This is a genomic window from Okeania sp. (assembly GCF_035285525.1).
Lineage (GTDB): Bacteria > Cyanobacteriota > Cyanobacteriia > Cyanobacteriales > Microcoleaceae > Trichodesmium.
Genome location: NZ_JAYKGW010000090.1, coordinates 33,634 through 53,937 on the forward strand (window position 1 = coordinate 33,634; position 20,304 = coordinate 53,937).

Here is a 20,304-nt window from a genome sequence, read left to right on the forward strand (position 1 = left end):
ATGCCAAAAAATCAATCAGAGCGATCGCGCCATAAGCGATTTAAAATTATTCTGAGTAGGTTAGGAATTAAGATTTGTATTTCATGGTCTACGGGTTTGTCGTCTGAATCTGGTAATTCGTCACTTGATGGTAGGTCGAGTAATTGATTGTAGTTTACCATAATAATTTGACTGTAACATTTGAGTTGTTTTATTTTAGCAAATAAATATCTTTAGAAAATAGGGAACAGGGAACAGGGAACAGGCAATAGAGGAGAGTAATTAATGATTTCTGGATAATAATTGATTATATTTTTAATTTTTGGAGTTCTCTAATAAATATCTCTAGAAAATAGAAAGTAGAGACGCATCGCTGCGCAAAACACACTCTACTAGACTAAAATTTAGAAGTAGCAAGGTATCTAGCAACCTGTTGTCAATGTGATAAATTGATGCTATGGTATCTACCGTTGTCTATTTATATGGATAGACTTACAAACAAAAAAACTAAGGAGATAGGAAATGAAAAAGATTCTTGCTGTACAGATAGGAGCAACCTTGTTGTGGTTGTCTAGTGCCCCTGTCGCCCTTGCAGGTAAAGCTTCTTTTATAAAAAAATTTAACTCAGAGGACATTTCTTACAGGGAAAGTGGTAACTGGGTGTATTTGCATAATTTGAAACTGCTAGAGAAGTTTAAAAGAGTATGTGGAGAAGAAGGTGGAAGATATCAGCCTGGTAGGGTGGAAGCAGGGAGTTATTGTTGGTTCTAGCTTAAATTTTGAGGTTGGGAGAATGTTGTTGTTGATTATATTAGTCTAGTCCAGTAGGGTGTGTTAGCGGAGCGTAACGCACCGTCTTTACAGAAGCGTAACCAATCCCATAGATTAGCTGGCAATCAATTTCTTAACTGGACTTTTGAATTAGTAGTGGTGCGTTACGGAAGTTCGCCTTTTCATGTTGCGCAGCAAAACACATCCTACTAGACTGATTGAGAGTAGTGCAGCGATCGCTTGTTCGGAAGATATTTTCCCGATAGCCATTCCCTTCCTTGACAAGTCAAAATTCAAAATTCAAAAGTAAGATTTGATAAGTTTCAAACCTCAACTGATCTGATAACTAATAACTGATAACTGAATAGAGGGTAGGGGGATAGCCAAAGCCAAAATTATATTTGAGTCCGGTACAATTTTCATAATTCCCCTGTAATTATTTTTTCTATCTGCTCTTCTCGTTCGCTTCTGATTTCCGCAACTAGATCGCCAGAATAGATACCATGAGTTTGTTGAATTTCTGCTCGGAGGGAATTTAAGCATTCTAAAGCTTTTTGAGGTTGGCGATCTCGCACATGAGAAGTTGTATCTTTTTGTTTAAGGGTTTCTAATCCCAGACGTACCACTTCCACAGCGACTTCAGAGACTGTCTGATGTTTTTGAGTCGCTAACTGGAGTAGGGTGTCGTACTGTTCTGGTTCTAAAACCAATGGGGGATATGTAGATTTTGTCATCTTAATTCTGTGAACATAAATGTTTTGGAAACTTTTACTATTATATCATAATTTTGAAGAAATATTGACAATGGATAATGGATAATTGAATACTTTTGGCATTCAAAAAGTTAGCTTGTTACTTAAAGTTTAAAATTTTAATCATTATCTATTGCTAAAATTTTAGAGTTATGAGTGGAAGTATTGAGGTTTATCTACTGTTTTTTATCAGTATGACAGACAATAAAAATTTACCTACTCTACACTGTATTTTGTTATAGTTAGGAAAGGCTTTATTGCATGAAAGTAGGGAAGTTGTATGCAACTTCCCTACAGATTAGAGGAAAAAAAGCTAATAGTTATAGCACTATCGATTGAGGTTAGGACATTTCTAAATCCTGAAATCCTATCCTTTCAAATTAAACTATTCCTTGTTCCCTATTCCCTATTCCCTAGCGCGTAGCGCTATACTTAATACTTCCGCTCTTGGGGTTCAAACATAGTTATTGTTACAGGTCGATAACTAATATCAATTCCTGCTGAGGAATAATAAGTCAAAGTATGCCGTAAAAACTGCTCATCATTTCGTTGGGGAAAATCTTCCCGACTATGAGCGCCTCGACTTTCCTGACGATTGAACGCCGAACTTAAAATTGTTTCTCCCACAACAAAAATACTCCGCAACTCCAAAGCTTCAATAACTTCTGTATTCCAAGACTTGCCTTTATCATCTAAATAAACCCGCTGATATTGTTCCTGGAACTGCTCCAACTTTTTCAAACCCTGCTCCATGATATCTTGGGAACGGAATACACCACAATGCTCGCTCATTGCATCTTGAAATTGTTGCCGTAAAAAGTCAATGCGATATTCTCCAGAACGGTCTAACAATTCTTGAACTTGTGACTGCGCCTCTTGTACATAACGTTCTTCCTCAATATCAGGTAACTTTCGACCCTCCACAAAATCAGCGATCGCTGCTCCAGTTCGTCGTCCATAAACCACACATTCCAACAAAGAATTACTACCCAAACGGTTCGCCCCATGTACAGAAACACAAGCACATTCCCCGGCAGCAAATAATCCATCCACCAAACTATCAGCACTCCCCCAAACTCTGCCATCAGTATTAGTAGGAATGCCACCCATAGAATAATGAGCAGTCGGACGTACTGGCATCGGATCGTTGACGGCATCAATACCAACAAGACGATGAGCTTCTTCCCAAGCAAAAGGCACTCGACTCATAATCTTCTCCCGCCCCATGTGGCGCAGATCGAGATAAATAAACGGACCGCCAGCACTACCATCCATATTGATTCCGCGACCAGCACGAAGTTCCAAAGTAATAGCACGGGAAGTGATATCCCTGGGTGCTAACTCCATCCGACTCGGAGCATAATTTTCCATAAAGCGATCGCCTTCACTATTTATGAGGTAAGCACCCTCACCGCGCACTGCTTCAGAAATTAAAACTCCTGCTGGATATAAACCTGTGGGATGAAATTGCACAAACTCCATATCTTGCAGAGGTAAACCTGCCATTGCTGCCATTGCCAAACCGTCGCCAGTGGAAGCATAATCATTGGAAGTGGTATTAAATACTCGACCATAACCACCAGTAGCAAGCATTACCACTTTGGCTCGGAGTACAACTATTTCCCCATCCAAAATATGATACATAACCACACCTTTGGCTTGACCGTCTTCTAATATCAGACGCATCACATACCATTCCTGATATACTTTTACCCCATTACGCTGGAGGTTATTTACCAACTCATGCAAAATAGCGTGACCAGTTTTATCCGCAGCATAACAGGTGCGGTTGTGGGAATGACCGCCGAAAGCACGTTGAGCGATGCGACCATCTGGCAACCTGGAAAATAATACTCCCAAATGTTCCAAGTCAATGATTACATCTGGTGCTTCTTTGGCTAAAATTTCTACTGCGTCCTGGTCTGCTAAATAGTCGGAACCTTTTACTGTATCGTAGGCGTGGGCTTTCCAGCTATCTTCTGGGTCTACATTTTGGAGGGATGCTGCTATGCCTCCTTGAGCAGCGACGGAGTGGGAACGAATGGGGTGAGTTTTGGCAATTATCGCCACATTTAAACTAGGGTTTTTGCGGGCTATTTCTACAGCAGCGCGACAACCAGCAAGTCCGCCACCAACTATAATTATGTCGTGTTCTAGCATTTAGGTAAATATCAGGTATTTTGGTTCTGTTTCATAAAAAAGTGAGCATATTGCCCACCTTAATTAAACTATATTAAACTAGGAGTTTTACTAATGAAATCTAAAAAAAATCTTAAAAGTAGGGTCTATTTCCCATGACTTGAAAATAAATGTTTTTAAGTTGTTTTTTTCTATGAGTAACTATTATGATATAGCATTTCCCTTTTCTTGTAAGGTACATTGATAATCCCCCTAAATCCCCCTTTGAAAGGGGGACTTTTTGTTCACTTCCCCCCTTTCACGCGCTATGCTTTATAAACATCTTTCTCTTTTCATAAAACTTGGGCATTATTGACAAGTTATGTATTTACCATTCGATGGGTATTCCCGGAGAGTGAAGTATTTAACTAGAGGCTTTTCTCCCCCCATCTCCCCCTATACCCATCCCCCCATCATCAGGGTTTCAGGAGTTCCTTATAAGGGATAGCGCATCATCGGGGGACTTTTTGTTCACTTCCCCCCTTTCAAAGGGGGGATAGAAAACTGTACCTCGCGCTTGTTGGGAATTGCTATATAGTAATCCTATTTTATTTGTGTATAAAAATCTTAAGTGCTTATGCAAAATTAATTGTATAAGTCCATAAACCAAATTAATTGGAAATTACTATTATATTTCTCTAATCTGATCGAGAAATTATCAATTATTTCTTTCTTTTTCTAGTTAAGTGTTCCCTGTTCCCTTTTAATTAAAAAACTTAATAGATTTCTTCGTAAATAGGTGTGGAGCGATCGCTTGTCTAAGACTTTTTTCGACCTAGATTTGGTCAATTAAATCTTAAAAAAATCTTGATTTGGATAATTTTTTATACAAAAAGCTGGTTTAATAGTTATTAGTTATTTACCCCAATAAAAAAATTACCAGGAAGAAAAACTATGAGTGAAAAATACCCTTTTAGAATCCTTAGTTTAGATGGTGGTGGTATGAGAGGAGCTTTATCAGCAAAGATTCTCGAACAAGTAGAGCAGCAGATTTTAGAAAAAGAAAATAAATCTTTGACAGAATACTTCGATCTAGTGGCTGGAACTTCTACAGGATCGATATTAGCAGCAGGTATTGCTCTTGGTTTAAAAGCAAGCGAGCTGTTTAAACTTTATGATGAGAATGGCAATCAAATATTTTCTAGTATAAAACGAAAGTTACGAAAGCTTATTCCTGGTGGTGGTGGATATTTAATTCCTTTTACTCGATATTCAAACCAAGGGTTAAAAGAACTTCTCCAAGAAAAATTAGTTTTTTCTAACGACTTAATCGATCGCAAAACAGACCAACTTCCCAGCCTTTTAGATGTAGAAAAATCGCCAAAATCACCAACTTTATTGATTCTTGCCTATAATACCACAGGTGGTTATACACAATATTTTGCTAGTAATGCTGCATACAAAGAAGGTGGTGAACCTGAATGGTTTACATATAAGTCTGTATCAGATTTTTGTCTATGTTCTTCTGCTGCGCCTACTTTTTTCCCTCCCTATAAATTAATTGATAGCTGTGGAAGAGAACAAAATTATATAGATGGGGGAGTAGCTGCAAATAACCCCGATCTGGCAGCAATAACTCATGCTATGTATACGAAAACGCGAGTAAATTCTCAAGAAGATAATTCTAATCCAGCGCTGCCAGCTCTTGACCTTTCTGATATCTCTGTATTTTCTATCGGAACAGGGAAAGTTGATTTTTCATTTGACTATAAAACAGTGGATAGTTGGGGACTTGTTGATTGGGCAAACAAAATTTCTGATATTTTTCTAGCAGCTCCTGCTCAGTTTGAAGAAGCAGTAACTAGACAATTAATATTAGGTTTAACTACACATCAACGATATAGACGTGTTAATCTTAATATAGAAGCATTACCCATAGACGATCCTGGTATAATTAAGAAGTTAGTTGAAACCTACAAAAAGCAAAAAGACTGTATTAAAAGTTTGGATTTTACAGACATGACAAATAAAGAATGGAAGTTAGAAGATTTAGTTAACGATTTTATAGAGAAAAATAAGAGGGATGCCGATCAACATTTTAAAAATCGCTTTGACTAGCTAAAAATTTCAGTAGTTTTTGGAGAGCAGGACTTACACCAAGCCACCAAAAAATCGGGTTTATCAAGGACTTTTCTAGTTTTAGCCACAAGACTGTAGCCATACAGCGCTTTTCACTCTCGATGAACCATATCGTCATAAGCAAAATCTTGTAGGGACGCCCTTATGCAACGTCCCTACTGTGGTTTACTGATATGAAAACTGCTGTAAACCCGGTTTCTGTGTAAGTCCTGGATTCCTCACAAAGAAGTTTCTACAATACTCAATAATTCGTTAATTTCTGTAATTGATGTTATCGCTGTATCTGCGATCGCACTATGAACATTAGCAGTAGGATGTACATTGTCAAAAAATAAAAAATTATCAACGTTATCCAGACCAGAATTTAAGAAATTATCTATGACATTCGTTAACTCAAAATCACCAGGATTAGCAATTGCGTTATCAAATAAAGTTCCAATATCAAGATTAATAATATTAATATTTGGGTCTTGTTCCAATATTTGAGAAGTTGCTGCTAAGACACTATTATGACCTTCAGTTAATAAAGTTAATCCCTGTTGTTGTTCTGGAGTAAGAGTTTGCGAAAATGGAGCTGCTCCTGAGTCTGGTAAATTCGGTAAAAGAAAATTTCTGGATCCAATGCTGGCAAGTTTATTTACTGCTATTGATAGATTATCAACAGTTGACTGTGTATCTATTCCGCCAGTCAAATAATCACCTGCTCCTGCCCAGATAACATATAAAGCATTTGGATCGGTGGCTGGAGTTTCTGCAATAAATTCATCAATCTGTGTTTGTAAACCTAGCAATAGTGGAGGTGTACCGTCTGGTAGTGAATTGTTGAGAAAGTTGTCAACTCCTGTAGTTGCGCCACCAAATGCAAAATTAAGGTTAGGGTTAGCTTCTAATTCTAACTGAGATGCAAGAGTTTCTATCCATAGGGGACCATTACTAAAACGCCCCTTAAAATAGGGAGGACTTTCGGGCAACAAACCCCCAGTAGTTGCAAAAGCATTCCCTGTATCAGACAAACTATCGCCAAATACATAAATATCGCTAAATAACAAACGTGGCAATCGACCTTCAAATTGACCACTTTTGAGAAAGTGTTCTGTGGCAGTAAGTGTGCTATTCTCTATTGCTTCGGCGATATCTGGATAGCGGTCTAGGTAAAAACTGGTGTTAATTAAAGCACTAGGGTCTCGTTGTTCAAGCTGACCAAAATTTATAAAATGTTCCGTTGGAGTGAGAATATTTTGTTCTACAACAGTTGCAATGTCTGGGTTAGTAGCGAGATAAAAGTCAGTATTGAAAATCGCGCTGGGGTCACGATCTTCAAATTGACCAACTTCAATGAAATGGGAAAAAGCATCACCGATCGTACCATTGGCAACTCCTGCGGCTACTTCTGGATTGTTTTCGAGATAGAATTGTTCGTCAAATAGTTCGTTTATTGTTAATGCCATAGTTTATTAAGTCAAAATTCATGCATTCAAAATTCAAAAGTAAGATTTTTCTAGCTTACATTAATCAGGATTTAGACAACGACACTAATTATAGTAGCTATATTGGGAATTATGACCAAATGATAAGCTATATATAGCAGTAGTGTTTAACTTCTGTTAATAACAGGTCGTCCTGCATAGTGATGTTATACAATAAAAAAGAATACTTGGCAAGGAAGTAAGGAATATTTAGTACGGGAGCAAGATGCTAGGATATTCACAAAAATAATGATGATGCACCACCATTAGAATGCAGCAGCTAATAATAACACAATTTCTGCTAATTTTTGGGCTGCACCTGGTTGACCTCGCAAACTGCGGAGGCGATCGCTCATTTCTGCCAATTTTTCTGGATGACTCAAAAAGTCTAACACCAATTCTGCTACCATTTCTGGTTGAAGTTTTCCCATCAACTCCGGTACTATTTCATCTTTTGCCCAAATATTCGGCCAAGCAAATAGTTGTCCTTTGCGCACCACAAACCAATTAATGATGGTGGCAAAAGCAGCACCGACTCCTGGTAAATTTGCCAGTAATCCTGGTAAACCATCCCATGCTCTCATAATATCTAATTGTTGAGTGGGCAATAAAACTATCATTGGTACTGCTAAGGAACCAAGTTCAGCGGTGTTAGCACCAACAGTAGTCAGGCAAATGCGACATTGAGAAAGTAAATCATAAGCAGGAGTGCGGGCGATCAATTCTATTTCTACTCCTTCCGTTGTCACCAGTTTTGCATTTTGAATTTTCCCACTCTCTGTTTCCTGGGAAGGCATTAATAATTTTGCTCCCACACCACCCATTTTGGCAACTGCTGGATTTTTTTGCGGATCGGCAAAATTGGCTAAAGTAGGTAAGTCAAGGGTGGGAGCAACAGGAATTATAAATTTAGTTTGCGGACGAATTTTGTGGATGTGTTCAGCGATCGCTAAAGTTAAAGGTACACCTAAAGACAACTTGGTAGGTTTCGATCCAGGCAATAACCCAATTAACTCTAGACCACCCTCATCTTTTGAACCGCTCAAAAAATTACTTCCAACTTCCAACTCCTGACTTTCCCCCCTGGGATGGGTTAGGGGTGGGTTGAATTTTGACTCCTGTAGGGACGTTGCATGCAACGTCCCTACAAATTCTGACTTCCCCTCCTGGGAGGGGTTAGGGGTGGGTTGATTTCTGACTTCATTCATTAGGTCTCCCACTACAGTAAATTTATCAGCATATTTTGGAGACACTTGAGCAACGACTTCCTGCTTCATCACCCCAAATTTATCTATCCAGCGCCACCATCTAGCATCCCACTCAGCATAAACAACAGTGCGATAACCCAAACGTTTTCCTACCACCACCGTAAAAAATTGGTCGCCTCCTAAAAATAAAACTACCCCTTGAGGATACCAATGCCAATTTTCTGCCGTCTGACCCCAGAGCAAAAACCGCCAAAAATATTCAGGAGGTTGTACCCGATCTACTTCTGGATAGGAACCAGCGATCGCTACTTCTTTTCCAGTAGCATGAGGACAAGGGGAAAGAATAACAGAAATTCTGATATCTATATTTGTCTGTTGTCGCAACTGTTGGACAACAGGTCTTACCCAGGTAATTAATTCTCCCGGACCATTGGAGAGGATAACAATATCAACTTTTTCCATATCTAATAATATACTTACTAAATGAAACTATAGCAATCCTAAATAGGTTGTAAGATTTTATCGTAGGGGTTTGGTATCCCAACCCAAGCACCGAGGGATTTGGTATCCCAACCCCTACAGTTTTTTCTCACAAATCATTTCATGTTGCTATAAATTATAGGAGAAAATTAAATGACAGAATTAATAGATGCTGCTAAAATTGGAGATATTTCTCAAGTTGAAACCTTGTTGAGTGGGGGTGCGGATGTCAATGCTAAAGACTCCGAGGGTTCAACTGCTTTAATTGCTGCTGCCGAAACTGGCCATGTAGAAATGGTGAAAAAATTATTAACTGCTGGTTCAGATGTCAACAGTAATGATAATGATGGTTGGTTTCCTTTGATGGGTGCTGCTGCTAGTGGCAACCTAGAAATTTTGCAATTGTTGTTAGATGCTGGAGCTGATGTTAATGCTGCTACTAATTTTGGATTGACTGCTTTGATGATCGCTGCTGGTAGTGGTCATATTAATGTGGTGCAAACTTTATTAGACAAAGGAGCAAACATTAAAGCTAAAGATAACAATAAATGGACGGCTTTAATTTGGGCAAGTTCGGAAGATCATCAGGATGTAGTGGAGTTGCTCAATAAGGTGCGCGATAGAACTCTGTTTCACTGATACCTACCATACACTTTGCTGTAAGCATTTCCTGTGTAATGCTTACACTTGGCTATATTTAGGGTTGGCTAATTAAATATCAAACCTTTTACCGAATAATTAATAATCAACAGGACTTACACAAAGGTACTATATATAGACAGGACTTACACAAAGACAATATATATAGCACATGCCAAATATAGCGATAACTATAATTTTTGAAGCGATCGCCTAAACAACTAAAATATGATAACTTATACCAAGACACTATATATAGTTACTGGTAAACCGAGCGATAGGTATAATTTTTAGAGAGCGATACGGCTAACGCCACGCTCCGCGAACGCCAAGCATTTCTTTATTAATAAAAACTTAAAATAGCCGTCATTTTAATTGCAGGATATTTGAGTTCAGATACTAGATATTTAGATAATAATTGATGTTTGAACTGAAGTATTGCTCAAGTGTAGCACTAATGCATGGGAATTGGTATAAGTCCTGTGAAAAATACTCCCCTACTCCCCTACTTCCTCGCTCCCGATCCTAGATACGGTTAGGGGTTCTATATCTATGGTCTATGGGTAAGTCCTACTTGAAAACTCTAAATTTTTCCTCACCAAACTAGGAGAAATGTAGAAAAATTAACATCTACAACCATGACGTTTTATGCAACCTCCCTACTGTTAATTTTTTTTATGTATACCGTATTGCCTGATATATTCGTAATACTTTAATTAACTCTTGAATCTGGATAGGTTTACTTAAATAATCATTCATTCCAGCATCAAAACATAACTGTTTATCAGTTTCCATAGCATTAGCAGTTACTGCAATAATATAAGGTATTTCTGTAGGCAAAAATTGTTGACAAATTTTCTTTGTTGCCTCCAAACCATCCATTTCTGGCATTTGCATATCCATCAGAATAATATCATATTTCCGAAGTTTCAAAGCTTCTAAAACTTCTAAACCATTAGCAGCAACATCTGCCAAATAACCTAATCTTTTTAAAATATTTATGGCAACTTTTTGGTTAACTCTATTATCTTCTGCCAATAAAATTTGTAAAGGTAGTTCCTCAGCTAATTGAGGAATTTCTGTGTTTTTATCTTTGGATGTTTTTGTGGTTAACTTAATGGGTTGTTTCTGAAAAATAGCTAATAATACTTGATAGAGTTGAGATGATTTGATTGGCTTTTGTAATGTTGCTGCAAAATTTATTTGTGCTAGTAAATCCGATGTTAATGGCAGACCACTTGAGCTAAGTAATATTAATGGTAAATCTTGACATTTTCTAAGTTTACGAATTTCTCCTGCTAACTGCAACCCATCTATTTCTGGCATTTGTAAATCTAAAATAGCTAGAGAAAATGGGTTTTCTTGTTGTAGTAATTGTAAAGCTTCGGAACCCGATCCGACTGAGTGAGGTTCAACTCCCCAAGACTGAGTTTGGAGATGCAAAATTTTGCGGTTAGTGGCATTATCATCAACAATTAAAATTTGCTTATCGTCAAATTTAGCCTCTCCTGGAATTAAATTAATATTAGTAGGAATAACTCCAACTTTGGCTTTTATTGTAAAATAAAATGTTGAACCTTTTCCTAACTCGCTGTCTAGCCATATTTTTCCTCCCATCATTTCACTGAGGCGTTTACTAATAACTAAGCCTAAACCTGTACCTCCATATTTACGAGTTGTCGAAGCATCTACTTGAGTAAAAGACTGGAATAAAATTTGTTGTTTATCTTTAGCAATACCAATACCTGTATCTCTAACAGAAAATTCTATTTGATAAACTAAATCGCATTTTTCGCTATTTTTTAATTGGTTATTTTTTTGTGAAATATCTTCAGCATTAACTTGCAAAATTACTTCACCAACATCAGTAAATTTAATTGCATTGTTTAAAAGATTGGTCAAAATTTGTCTCAGTCTAGTAACATCTGTAATGATACATTTCGGTGTAACTGGACTTATATAATAAGCAACTTCTAAGCCTTTTTTCTGAGCTACAGGATATAATAAATCTAAGACTTCTTCTATACAACTACTAATCAATACTGGTTGGTATTCTAGCTCTAGTTTCCCAGAATCTATTTTGCTAAAATCCAAGATATCATTAATAATTGTTAGTAAAGAATCACCACTTGTTCTGATGGTTTCCACAAAATCTTTTTGTCGCTCAGATAGTTCAGTATTTAACAATAAACTTGTCATACCAATTACCCCATTCATAGGAGTCCGAATTTCATGGCTCATAGTTGCGATAAAATCACTTTTTGCCCTGGTAGCTGCTAAAGCATCATCTCGTGCTTTTTCTAATTCTTGATTAGTTTTAAATAATTCTTGAGTGCGTTCTGCCACTAATTTTTTGATTTTTTTAGTCTGGTTAATATTCGTATTTAGATAACTACTAATACCTGCTGTTAAGCATAACCCTAATGATAAAAATAACCAACCATCCCAGCTTTCTTTATTTTTGATATATTTCTGATTTGGAATTAATAAAAACAACCATTCTCTCTCACCTACTTTAACTGTTTTGATAAAGTTTCTACCTAAATCATTAGTAGCTAGTTTTAATTTGGCTAAAGCATCTACTTCCGTAATATTATTTGAGTAATTATCCCCTTTCTTAGATGAGGAAAAATAGAGAAATTTTTCTGATTCTGTACTAGCTGAAGTATCGTAAATATAAATATCAAATTGCTCCCCTTCAGTAGAAAAATTATCTAAATAATTTTCAAATAAATTTTCAATACTAAATACTCCTACAACAAACCCTTGTAAATTTTGGCGGAAATCGGCAATTGAATTATTAATTGATTGTTTTTGATATATAGGTTGAAAAATCAAGAAACCATTTGTATTTTCTGTTTTTTCTACTAATTTAATTTTAGCAGTAGCGATCGCTTCCCCAGTATCGCGAGCTTTTTCTAAAGCTGCTAGACGATTAGAATTAGAAGACAAATCAAATCCTAAAGCTTTTTCATTACCTTGATATGGTTCGACAAAATATACTGGAAAATACTCAGCTTTGAGGTTAGCTCGGACTATTTTTCCGGCTTCGTTATGCTGGGTAAATTGAAAATTAGAATAACCATCTTTTTGTGCCATTAATTCATATTTTTCTCTTTCACCAGCAGTAACATAAGGAATCCATTCTAGAGCTTGAATACTTGGCATCCGAGCTAAAAAAGATGAAACAAATTGTTTAAATTCTTCTCGATTTACTTCTTGTGAACTTTCATAGAAACTTTTAAGTGATAATAATACATTTATTTCTTCTCTGATTTTATCTTCGATATAATCTACTTTATCTAATGCTAAAGATTGAAATTCTATGGAAATTTTTTTTGATTCCCAATTTCTAACTACAGTAAACCCAATACCAGATAATAAAATGCCAATAATTATAGTTAACCATACTGGTAAATATTGTCTGAATAAATTATTTTTAGCTTGTTCATATTTGTTGGTATTCATTGGAGCAAAATATATACATTAAGAAATAGCGATTATTATTATAGCGCTTTTCATTAACATAGAATACAAAAATGTAAACCACTGTCATTTCAGTTATAAGTTATCAGTACCTCAATGGAATAGGGAGGCTTGAAATACTGAATCAATTTTTTTCATCCCCTTGAAAAAGGAATGGGAAGATTATTATCCATTATTTTATCAATTATGAATTTCCAAGGAGGAATAGTTTTAATTGATGAAATTGAAAATGGCATACATTATTCAGTGATGGAAAAAGTTTGGCAGTCTATTGATGTAGCAACTATAAAACTTAATACTCAACTTTTTGCGACTACTCATAGTTATGAATGTATTGGTGCAGCTCATCAAGCATTTTATAACTCCAACTCTGAATCATATAATTTTTGTTATTTAAGATTAGAGAGAGAAAAAGAAACTAATTCTATCAAGAGTTTAGTTTATGACAAAGATAATATTGAAACTTCTTTAGAACTTAATTGGGAGATGCGCTAAATGATTCAGAATCAAAAAACTGAAAATATTAAAAAATCGAAGCTTATTCTTGGTGAAGGAAAAGATGAATAATCTTTCTTTTCTGCACTAATTCAACATTTAGAAATTGATGATATTCAAGTTCTTAGTTATGGAGGAAAAACCAAGCTTAACGAGGGTTTAAAAACTTTGCATTTAGTCCAGGGTTTTCGGATTTGCGCTCTTTATTAATTACTAGAGATGCTGATGAATTATTCAATAATGCTTCTCAAAGTATTGATGGTTTTATTAAACTAATAAAAGATCGTAAAAATTTAACAATCAAAACATATATCTTTGCAGACAATAAGTCTGCAGGAATGTTATACTACCTTTGTTTAAAAGCAATTGATAGTTATGAAATGAGTTGTATTGAAGATTTTTTTCAGTGCATTAATAAAAATACAAATAGAGAACCAAATGAATTTTCTAAAGCTAAAATTTACGCTTGGTTATCTACTCAAACAAAACCAGATAAACGTTTAGATGAAGTTGCTAAAGCAGGATATATTGACTGTAATAACGAAAAATTTAACGAATTAATAAATTTTATAAAAAGCCTTTGAATCGAATTATTAATTACCATTCAAATATTCAGAATATGCTGCACTCCCTTAAGCACCTAAACAGAATTATTTACACAGTTAAGATTCCACCTTATAAAAGATTATCGTAGAAATCCTAAATAAGTCAGAATCAGGATTCATCTCAATATTGCAAAAAGACTTTTTTCTTCCATACATATTCCCTGTTCCCTAAAAATACTCACCAACTATTTATCAATTTCTTATATAAGTCTCATATTTTTCACAGAATAAATTAATATTGATTCTCCATACTTTATACATAAGCGAAAATTAAATTTAATTAACTGGAAGGAACAACATTATGAAAAACATCAACAAAAAGTTAGCTTTAGCTACTGCAATGACTGGTGTATTAGCTGTTGGTATTGCTACTCTAGGTAATAATCAAGAAGCTCTTGCTGAAAAAGAAGGTATGGAGAAATGTGCTGGTATTGTTAAAGCAGGTCAAAATGATTGTGGTGCTAATGGTCATAGTTGTGCAGGTCTAGCTAAGAATGATTCAGATCCTAACGAATGGATTTACGTTCCTGAAGGTACTTGTCAGAAAATTGTTGGTGCAAAAATTGTTAATAAATAGGCTAAAACATATAAGTTAAAAATTTAGGTAATGATTGTCAGGCATTTTTGAATAAAGTCATGGTTTAAGAATAATAAAAATAGGAAAGGGGGTGATTTTTTGGAATATATATAAACCCCTTTTCTTCTATTTATTGTTCGTTAATTAAATCAACTGAAAATTTAAGAATGCCATATTTTTTCATAAAAATAGCTTATACCAAGTGTGATAAATATTTGTTACAAATGGAAGAAGGAAGAAACATTTAACAAAAAGGAATAAATGATAGAGATAAATATCTAAAATTAATTGGAGCAGCTATTTTTGAGGATTTCCGATAAACATCTATATTTTTGTAGCATTCTTTTTTCCAATCAGTAGAAGGTACTAATAACTGAAATGGCAACCTATTTAAAATCTAAAAATTTAGAAATTGATATTAGTTCTAAATTGCAAACAAATCCAAACATTCCCTATATTAATTCACGCTCTATTAAAGGTGCAGGAATTGGATTACGTTCTGTACATTATCAATATATTCTTAGTCAAAAACCCAAAATAAATTGGTTTGAAGTTTTATCAGATAACTATCTTTGTGCAGGTGGTTTACCACTATTTAATTTAGAAAAAATTCGTCAAAATTATCCAGTTACTCTACATGGAGTAGGAATGTCTCTGGGTTCAACAGACCCATTAAATTTAGATTATTTAACTAGATTAAAAAAATTAGCAGCAAAAGTTGAACCAGATTTAATTTCCGATCATTTATCTTGGATATCTGTTAATGGTCACTATCTTAATGATTTAATTCCTTTGGTTTATACAGAAGAGGTAATGGATTTTGTGGCATCTAGAATTTTGCAAGTACAAGAATTTTTAGGCAGACAAATTTTGATTGAAAATCCCTCCCCGTATTTAACTTTTACAGATTCAACTATGTCAGAATGGGAGTTTATTGAAGGATTACTTAAAACAGCAGATTGTTATTTACTTTTAGATGTAAATAATCTTTATGTCAATGCCATAAATAATAAAATTGACCCCCTACAATATTTAGATAGTATTCCTCCGAATAGAGTTAAACAAATTCATTTAGCAGGTTACGAAGCAAAAGAAAATTATCTATTAGATACCCACGGTTATCCTGTACATTCTCCAGTTTGGGAATTGTATAAAGAAGCATTAACTAGGTTCGGTGCTGTACCAACTTTAATAGAATGGGATACTAATATTCCCTCTTTTGAAGTATTAATGGCAGAAGCAAATAAAGCTGAAAAATTATTAGAAAATATAAAGTAATGGAAGCGATAACTCTACAAAATTTATTTCTACAAGCTGTTTTGGAAAAAGATAGTTTTAGTATAGAAAAATTAAGTCAACATATTAAAGCACCGAATAATTTAACACCTGCCGAAAGTTTGGCAATTTACCACAATAATGTTGTGGGAAATTTAAGTAATACATTAGTCTCAATTTATCCTGTTTGTTGTCAGTTATTAGGTGAAAAATTTTTTAATGCTACGGGATTAAAATTTATTGAAAAGTTTCCTTGTTTATCACCAGACTTAGGAGATTATGGGGAAGAGTTTGCAGATTTTTTGGCTAATTTTGAACCTGTAAAAGATTTACCATATTTGTCAGATGTAGCCCGTTTAGAATGGCATTGGCATCGTATTTTTGCTGGTGAAAATACAAATGGTTTAGATTTCCAAACTTTAGGAGAAATTCCTCAAGAAAAATGGGGGGAATTGATTTTTTATTTACCAAAAAATAGTGTTTTATTAGAGTCTATCTATCCTATTCATAGAATTTGGCAAGTTAATCAATCTGATTATCAAGGGGATGAAGTAGTTAGTTTAGATGAAGGTGGAGTAAAAATATTTTTGTGGCGACAAGGTTATGATATGCGAATTGATTTACCTAAAGATGATGAGTGGGAATTATTAACAGTTTTTCAAGGAAATTATCCAGTTGAAATTATCTGTGAAAAATTAGTTGATGTTGAATCTGAAGTGGATGTTGGTTTGTTACTGCCATTGTTTGTGCAACGAGGTTGGATTACTAATTTTTCTATAGTAGGGGTGGGTTTTAACTAGAATTTCCATACTTATTCTAAGATTTATATAAACCCACCTTTTCATTTATCAAATAATTAATAGTAGGGGTGGGTTTTAACTAAAATTTCCATACTTATTCTAAGATTTATATAAACCCACCCTTTCATTTATCAAATAATTAATCATCCATTCAACTGTTATTTTGTAGCCATAAAAATCATTTGTGAGAAAAAAAACGGTAGGGGTTTAATCTCCAAATTCCTTGGCACTTCCCTTGAGAAACCAAACCTACCCCTACCATAAAATCTTACAATCTATTTAGGATTGCTATATATTAGAACATAGACTTATGTAATTTCCTTCTTCCTTCTTCCTTTTTTCTTCTTTATTCTTCCTTCTTTACTTCTTTTTTCTTTAGTGTGATAATAAATTAATAACTCAAAGCTAATAGCTAATAGCTGAGAGCTAAATGTTTACCTTAAGTTCTTAAAAAAGAATAGATGAAAGAAATCCTTTACTTAGAAGTACCAACGCCAGATACGAAAACTGTTTGTCAATGGCTACAATCTCAATTTCAACCTGGTTTTGGCCAAAAAAATATAACTCCAGATGGCTTTATTCTCAAACTTCCTGAAGACCCTACTCAGGAAATATCTGTCTTTTTATGGTCATTACAACGAACTACCTATCTGAAAGTATTTGCTGAAGGAAATATATCTTCAATACAGCAAAAATTTACCTCAAATTTAACTAACAATTTACGAAAAGAATTTCCTCTAAACTATCCAGAACCTCCCCAAATTGATCTATCTAATCAGTCAATTTTTACAGCTTTAGCATCTGATTATCCCTTGACAGTTAAATACTTTCAAAAAATGCCTAAAGGAGAGTATTATCTCAACCGTTTATATTGGTGGGAAAAACGTTGGCGAGAATCAGTTAAAAATCCTCAAAAACCTAAACAGGTGCTTTGGAAAAAAGAGTCAGAAACTAATAATAATTCAGTTGAATATGACTTAATTTATGTTGGTGGCGCTCTGGGAATAGTTCATGCAGCAGTCATGGCAAGATTGGGATATAAAGTATTATTATTAGAACGTTTACGTTTCGGTACAATGAATCGAGAATGGAATATTTCTCGCTCCGAAATTCAAGGTTTAATTGATTTAGGTTTATTTACAAATACAGAAGTAGAAAACTTAATTGCCAGAGAATATAAAGATGGATTTAATAATTTTTTTGATGCTAATAATCCGGATTTTTGTAAAGCAGAAATTCTCCATACTCCCACAGTTTTAAATTTGGCATTAGATTCAGAAAAATTATTAACTTTATGTGGAAATAAACTCCTAGAAGCTGGTGGAAAAATCGTCGATGAAACAGAATTTATTAAAGCTGATATTGAACCAGAAAAAGTAGTAGTTTACACTCAAAATCTATCTACCAAAACTGAACAAATTTTCTCTGGTCGTTTGTTAATAGATGCTATGGGTACTGCTTCTCCTATCGCTTGGCAATTAAATGGAAAACGAGCTTTCGATAGTGTTTGTCCCACAGTCGGAGCTGTAATAGATGGTGGATTTGAACCAGGTGTTTGGGATTCAAATTATGGAGATGTTCTCAATAGTCATGGAGATATTTCTCGCGGGAGACAATTAATTTGGGAGTTATTTCCTGGTAAAGATAATGAGTTAACAATTTATCTATTTCATTATCATCAAGTTCATCCAGAAAACCCTGGTTCTCTGTTAGAAATGTATGAAGATTTTTTCACTATTTTACCAGAATATCGACGCTGTGATCTGGATAAATTAGTATGGAAAAAGCCAACATTTGGTTATATTCCTGGGCATTTTAGTATTAAAGGTAGCGATCGCCAAGTTGCTTTTGACCGTCTAGTTTGTATTGGTGATGCTGCTTCTCTCCAGTCTCCCTTAGTATTTACTGGTTTTGGTTCTTTAGTGAGAAATTTACCTCGTTTAACTGAACTTTTAGATACTGCTTTAAAATATGATTTACTCAGTGCCAATAACTTAAATAAAATTCGTGCTTATCAAAGCAATATTGCCATTACTTGGTTATTTTCTAAAGGTATGATGGTTCCTACTGGTAAGTTTTTACCTCCCCAAAAAATCAATTCTATTTTGAATACATTCTTTGGCTTATTAGCAGATTCTCCCCCAGAAGTAGCAGATACTTTTATTAAAGATAGGGCTGATTGGTGGACTTTTACAAAACTAGCTCTCAAAGCAGCCAGAATCAATCCTTATCTTTTATTCTGGATTCTAGACTTTATTAATTTCCAGGAAATATTACTGTGGATAACCAGTTATATTAATTTCACTTTGTTTAGTTTAATAAGTTGGTTATTCGGATGGTTCCCTAGTTTTGCTCGTTCGATTCAACCTTGGTTAGAACCTCGTTTTCCTGGTTTATGGTTTTGGATATTAGCTAATAGTTATGCTTTAACTTATAATGTCGGTCAACCACAGATGAATTTCCAATTACAAAAGTAAAGAAAGAAGAAAGAAGAAAGAAGGCTTTAGTTATCTAGGAGAGAAGGAAGAAGGAAAGAGCGAATGTAATTCGCTCTTTCATTATCAATTATCAATTATCAATTATCAATTATCAATTATCAATTATCAATTATTAATTATTCATTGAAAAAGGCGATCGCTCCCGATCAAAACCAGATTTAGGGAAAGCCAGAAAGCAGATTTTTTTTCAAAAAACCGGGTTTCTTAAACAATTAAATCGGAGCAGTTACTAACTCTTTCTCTACTATTTCTGTTGCTTCTGGAGGTTTTTCTGCTTCTATATCCATGAGTGCTTTTATCCTTTTAAATAAATCGACTTCTGCCGGTTCTTTGTCTGTTAATTTTTCGTAAAAATAGGGGTCATTTAACCAGTGGGGAAAAGCTATTTCTAATAAACCATTTTCCCAGAGTTTAAAACGCCAGTATTTTGATACTCGATCATCGACTATCTCAAATAATGGGGCACAATGTTTCTGAGGATAATAGATAAAATTGTCATCGCAAATGTAGTACCAAAACTTTCCTTCTGCTTGATCGATAGCATAGACAATATATTCTTTACCTACTGTTAATCTAAAGAGGGTTTCTGTGGTTCGATTAACAGCTGGATCGAGATAATTTTCTGGAAGAGATGCGCCAGTGTTGGCAATACAACGAATTTTCATGGGTTTATTTTCCTTATTGATTTCTTGGTGCTGCTTTGGGATATTCTCGTTTGAATTTAAACTCAACGTCTTGAGCAGTTTTGCGGTTTCTGTACCAGTGGACTTGTACCGCTGCTCCATCAAGTATTAAACTATTCGTACTTGACATTTTAACCCAGTCTCCTGGTTCGCCGCCATAATTTTCGACGAGTCGGGGAGAACATCTCAAAGGTTTTAATGGCGTTCCTTGAATTTCTATGGCTATCCCAGCCTTAGCCTGTTCTAAAAGCAGTTGCTCTTCTAAGTTATTGGGAGTTTCATCGGGAATCGGGCCAGTTGTCACAGTGTTGTTTTTTTTGCTTGGTAAAAAAG

Annotated in this window: 17 protein-coding genes; 9 read left to right on the forward strand and 8 right to left on the reverse strand. The window is 34.9% G+C overall.

Annotated features, from left to right (window positions below):
• Window positions 1–11: 11 nt before the first annotated feature.
• A complete protein-coding gene (locus VKJ25_RS08700) occupies window positions 12–161 on the reverse strand; it encodes a hypothetical protein (RefSeq protein ID WP_324236232.1) in 150 nt (49 codons plus the stop codon).
• Window positions 162–501: 340 nt separating this feature from the next.
• Here VKJ25_RS08700 and VKJ25_RS08705 point away from each other — a divergent pair, with 340 nt between their 5' ends.
• Window positions 502–750, forward strand: a complete 249-nt coding sequence (locus VKJ25_RS08705) for a hypothetical protein (protein ID WP_324236233.1) — start codon at window positions 502–504, stop codon at window positions 748–750.
• 419 nt (window positions 751–1,169) lie between these two features.
• Here the strand turns inward: VKJ25_RS08705 and VKJ25_RS08710 are convergent, their stop codons facing one another.
• Window positions 1,170–1,484 (reverse strand): hypothetical protein, encoded by a 315-nt coding sequence (locus VKJ25_RS08710; RefSeq protein WP_324236234.1) that lies wholly within the window; start codon window positions 1,482–1,484, stop codon window positions 1,170–1,172.
• Between the two features lie 450 nt (window positions 1,485–1,934).
• Window positions 1,935–3,662, reverse strand: coding sequence for a succinate dehydrogenase/fumarate reductase flavoprotein subunit (locus tag VKJ25_RS08715; RefSeq protein ID WP_324236235.1), 1,728 nt, complete (start codon window positions 3,660–3,662; stop codon window positions 1,935–1,937).
• 912 nt (window positions 3,663–4,574) lie between these two features.
• Here VKJ25_RS08715 and VKJ25_RS08720 point away from each other — a divergent pair.
• Window positions 4,575–5,738, forward strand: coding sequence for a patatin-like phospholipase family protein (locus VKJ25_RS08720; protein ID WP_324236236.1), 1,164 nt, complete (start codon window positions 4,575–4,577; stop codon window positions 5,736–5,738).
• A gap of 239 nt (window positions 5,739–5,977) precedes the next feature.
• Here VKJ25_RS08720 and VKJ25_RS08725 read toward each other — a convergent pair whose 3' ends face one another.
• Window positions 5,978–7,207, reverse strand: a complete 1,230-nt coding sequence (locus VKJ25_RS08725; protein WP_324236237.1) for an SGNH/GDSL hydrolase family protein — start codon at window positions 7,205–7,207, stop codon at window positions 5,978–5,980.
• Window positions 7,208–7,491: 284 nt separating this feature from the next.
• Window positions 7,492–8,895 (reverse strand): glycosyltransferase family protein, encoded by a 1,404-nt coding sequence (locus tag VKJ25_RS08730; protein ID WP_324236238.1) that lies wholly within the window; start codon window positions 8,893–8,895, stop codon window positions 7,492–7,494.
• Window positions 8,896–9,066: 171 nt separating this feature from the next.
• On the opposite strand from VKJ25_RS08730, the gene VKJ25_RS08735 reads away from it, so the two are divergent.
• Window positions 9,067–9,552, forward strand: coding sequence for an ankyrin repeat domain-containing protein (locus VKJ25_RS08735; protein ID WP_324236239.1), 486 nt, complete (start codon window positions 9,067–9,069; stop codon window positions 9,550–9,552).
• 675 nt (window positions 9,553–10,227) lie between these two features.
• Here VKJ25_RS08735 and VKJ25_RS08740 read toward each other — a convergent pair.
• On the reverse strand, window positions 10,228–13,020 hold the full coding sequence (locus VKJ25_RS08740; RefSeq protein ID WP_324236240.1) for a CHASE domain-containing protein: 2,793 nt from the start codon (window positions 13,018–13,020) through the stop codon (window positions 10,228–10,230).
• Window positions 13,021–13,191: 171 nt separating this feature from the next.
• On the opposite strand from VKJ25_RS08740, the gene VKJ25_RS08745 reads away from it, so the two are divergent.
• The 6 genes from VKJ25_RS08745 (at window position 13,192) to VKJ25_RS08770 (ending at window position 19,267) form a co-directional block, all read left to right on the forward strand.
• Window positions 13,192–13,533, forward strand: a complete 342-nt coding sequence (locus VKJ25_RS08745; protein WP_324236241.1) for an AAA family ATPase — start codon at window positions 13,192–13,194, stop codon at window positions 13,531–13,533.
• A 194-nt stretch (window positions 13,534–13,727) separates the two neighbouring features.
• Window positions 13,728–14,117, forward strand: a complete 390-nt coding sequence (locus VKJ25_RS08750) for a DUF3226 domain-containing protein (RefSeq protein WP_324236242.1) — start codon at window positions 13,728–13,730, stop codon at window positions 14,115–14,117.
• Window positions 14,118–14,439: 322 nt separating this feature from the next.
• Window positions 14,440–14,715, forward strand: a complete 276-nt coding sequence (locus VKJ25_RS08755; protein WP_324236243.1) for a BufA1 family periplasmic bufferin-type metallophore — start codon at window positions 14,440–14,442, stop codon at window positions 14,713–14,715.
• 378 nt (window positions 14,716–15,093) lie between these two features.
• Window positions 15,094–15,993 carry an MNIO family bufferin maturase gene (gene bufB / locus VKJ25_RS08760; protein ID WP_324236244.1) on the forward strand — a complete coding sequence of 300 codons (900 nt, stop codon included), beginning with the start codon at window positions 15,094–15,096 and terminating at the stop codon, window positions 15,991–15,993.
• Window positions 15,993–16,790 carry a DNA-binding domain-containing protein gene (locus VKJ25_RS08765; protein ID WP_324236245.1) on the forward strand — a complete coding sequence of 266 codons (798 nt, stop codon included), beginning with the start codon at window positions 15,993–15,995 and terminating at the stop codon, window positions 16,788–16,790. Before bufB ends, VKJ25_RS08765 begins: the two co-directional genes overlap by 1 nt.
• Before the next feature lie 461 nt (window positions 16,791–17,251).
• Window positions 17,252–19,267: an FAD-dependent oxidoreductase gene (locus VKJ25_RS08770; protein WP_324236246.1), complete on the forward strand. Its 2,016-nt coding sequence runs from the start codon at window positions 17,252–17,254 to the stop codon at window positions 19,265–19,267.
• Between the two features lie 233 nt (window positions 19,268–19,500).
• On the opposite strand, the gene VKJ25_RS08775 is transcribed toward VKJ25_RS08770, so the two are convergent.
• Window positions 19,501–19,953 (reverse strand): hypothetical protein, encoded by a 453-nt coding sequence (locus VKJ25_RS08775; protein ID WP_324236247.1) that lies wholly within the window; start codon window positions 19,951–19,953, stop codon window positions 19,501–19,503.
• 13 nt (window positions 19,954–19,966) lie between these two features.
• Window positions 19,967–20,275 (reverse strand): hypothetical protein, encoded by a 309-nt coding sequence (locus VKJ25_RS08780; RefSeq protein WP_324236248.1) that lies wholly within the window; start codon window positions 20,273–20,275, stop codon window positions 19,967–19,969.
• Window positions 20,276–20,304: the final 29 nt, after the last annotated feature.